Below are 2722 nucleotides of genomic sequence, written 5' to 3'. Positions count from 1 at the left end.
ATGGGAATCAACCGACAACTGTGGTAACACCGTAAGTCATACACAAACCATCACAGTAACCGATACTACAGCACCTGTATTATCAGCAACACCAGCCGATGTAAGTGTCGACTGTGAAGCCATACCATCAGTACCAACTATCACTGCAACCGATAATTGCGATAGCGTAGTAGATGTAATCTTTACCGAAGTAAACAATACAGTAGTAGATGGCTGTGGAGAGATTGTACGTCAATGGGAATCAACCGACAAATGTGGCAACACGGTAAGTCATACACAAACCATCACGGTAACCGATACCACTGCGCCTGTATTATCAGCAACACCAGCCGATGTAAGTGTGGACTGTGAAGCTATACCAGCAGTACCAACCATTACCGCAACCGATAACTGCCATAGCGTAGTAGATGTAGTCTTTACTGAGGTAAGCAATACGGTAGTAGACGGCTGTGGAGAAATTGTACGTCAGTGGGAATCAACCGACAACTGTGGCAACACGGTAAGTCATACACAAACCATTACAGTAACCGATACTACAGCACCCGTATTATCAGCAACACCAGCCGATGTAAGTGTCGACTGTGAAGCTATACCAGCAGTACCAACCATCACTGCAACCGATAATTGTGATAGTGTAGTAGATGTAATCTTTACCGAAGTAAGCAATACGGTAGTAGACGGCTGTGGAGAAATCGTACGTCAATGGGAATCAACCGATAATTGTGGTAACACCGTAAGTCATACCCAAACCATCACGGTAACGGATATTACCAAACCAGATTTTACAGTACCAGTAGATATTACAATTTACAAAGATGATAATTGTACTTATGATGCTAGTATTGGAATCACTGGAGATGTTACCAATGAATCGGACAATTGTGATACAACTTTAGACGCTAGTTATAGTGATGTAGAATCGGCAGGAACCTGTGAAGGAGAAGTAATAGTTACTCGTACATGGAGTCTTACTGATAACTGCGGGAATACAACTGAAAAAGTTCAAACAATAACAGTTAAAGACAATACTGCACCAATTATAGACGAAACAAACAAAAATAATATAGACATAGAATGTGGAGTAGGAGATACAGAAACTACGTTACAAGATTGGTTGAATAGTAATGCAGGAGCTACAGCAACCGATAACTGTAGTACTGTAACATGGACCAATAATTATGGGAATGATACCTCTGTAAAATGTGATGGAAGTTATATCACAGTAACTTTTACAGCAACAGATGCTTGTGGAAACTTTAGTACTACAACAGCAGGATATTTAATTAAAGATGAAACAGCACCCACAATAACTCAGCAGCCATCAGATAAAACTGTAGAGTGTGATGGAGCAGGAAACATAACAGAGTTAAATAATTGGTTAGCAACTAATGGAGGAGCGACAGCGACAGATGATTGTAGTATTGTAACATGGAGTAATAATTATACAGCTTTAACATACACCTGTAGTTTTACAGGAGAAGTAGAGGTGGTTTTTACAGCAAAAGATGCTTGTGGAAACACTGTAAATACAACTTCAGCTAAGTTCACTATAGAAGACACAGTAGCACCAGAATTTGTAGAGACTTTACCAGCGGCAGAAATCACCGTAAGTTGTGATAACATTCCAGCAATGGAAACCTTAACAGCGACCGATAATTGTGATGCTTCTGTGACAGTAATTCCAAGTGAAGTAACCAGTGGAGATGACGATGCTTGTGGATCAGAATACTTGATTACAAGAAAGTGGACCGTATCAGATTGTTCAGGAAACACTACAACACATATTCAGGTAATTACTGTAGAAGACACAGTAGCACCAGAATTTGTAGAGACTTTACCAGCAGCAGAAATCACTGTAAGTTGTGATAACATTCCAGTGATGGAAACTTTAACAGCGACAGATAATTGTGATGCATCAGTAACGGTAATTCCAAGCGAAGTAACCAGTGGAGATGATGATGCTTGTGGATCAGAATATTTGATTACAAGAAAATGGACCGTATCAGATTGTTCAGGAAACACGACTACCCACATTCAGGTAATTACTGTAGAAGATACAGTAGCGCCAGAATTTGTAGAGACTTTACCAGCGGCAGAAATTACAGTAAGTTGTGATAATATTCCAGTAATGGAAACCTTAACAGCAACCGATAACTGTGATGTTTCTGTGACAGTAATTCCAAGTGAAGTAACCAGTGGAGATGACGATGCTTGTGGATCAGAATATTTGATTACAAGAAAATGGACAGTATTAGATTGTTCAGGAAACACGACTACTCATATCCAAGTAATCGCAGTAGAAGACACAGTAGCACCCGAATTTGTAGAGGAATTACCAGCAGATGCAACAGTAAGTTGTGATACAATTCCAGCAGCAGCGGTATTAACCGCAACAGATAACTGTGATACTTCTGTAACTGTGAATTACTCAGAAGAATTTTCAGGACAAGACGATATATGTGCATCAGAATATACGATTACAAGAACTTGGGCAGTTCAAGATTGTGCAGGTAATAGTACATCACACACTCAAGTAGTAACAGTTGAAGATACTACGGCTCCAGAGTTTGTAGAGGAATTACCAGCAGATGCAATAGTAAGTTGTGATACAATTCCAGCAGCAGCGGTATTAACCGCAACAGATAACTGTGATACTTCTGTAACTGTGAATTACTCAGAAGAATTTTCAGGACAAGACGATATATGTGCATCAGAATATACG

At 39.8% G+C, this 2722-nt stretch carries 1 protein-coding gene; it reads left to right on the top strand.

Going from position 1 to position 2722, the window contains the following annotated elements; all coding sequences use genetic code 11:
* On the top strand, positions 1 to 2722 hold a 2722-nt coding region (locus MHM83_RS16115), incomplete at both ends, for an HYR-like domain-containing protein (protein WP_239180890.1).

The sequence above is a fragment of the Tenacibaculum sp. Mcav3-52 genome, assembly GCF_022347665.1.
In the GTDB taxonomy this organism is placed as follows: Bacteria; Bacteroidota; Bacteroidia; order Flavobacteriales; family Flavobacteriaceae; genus Polaribacter; species Polaribacter mesophilus.
This window is presented reverse-complemented; position numbering and strand designations above follow the sequence as displayed.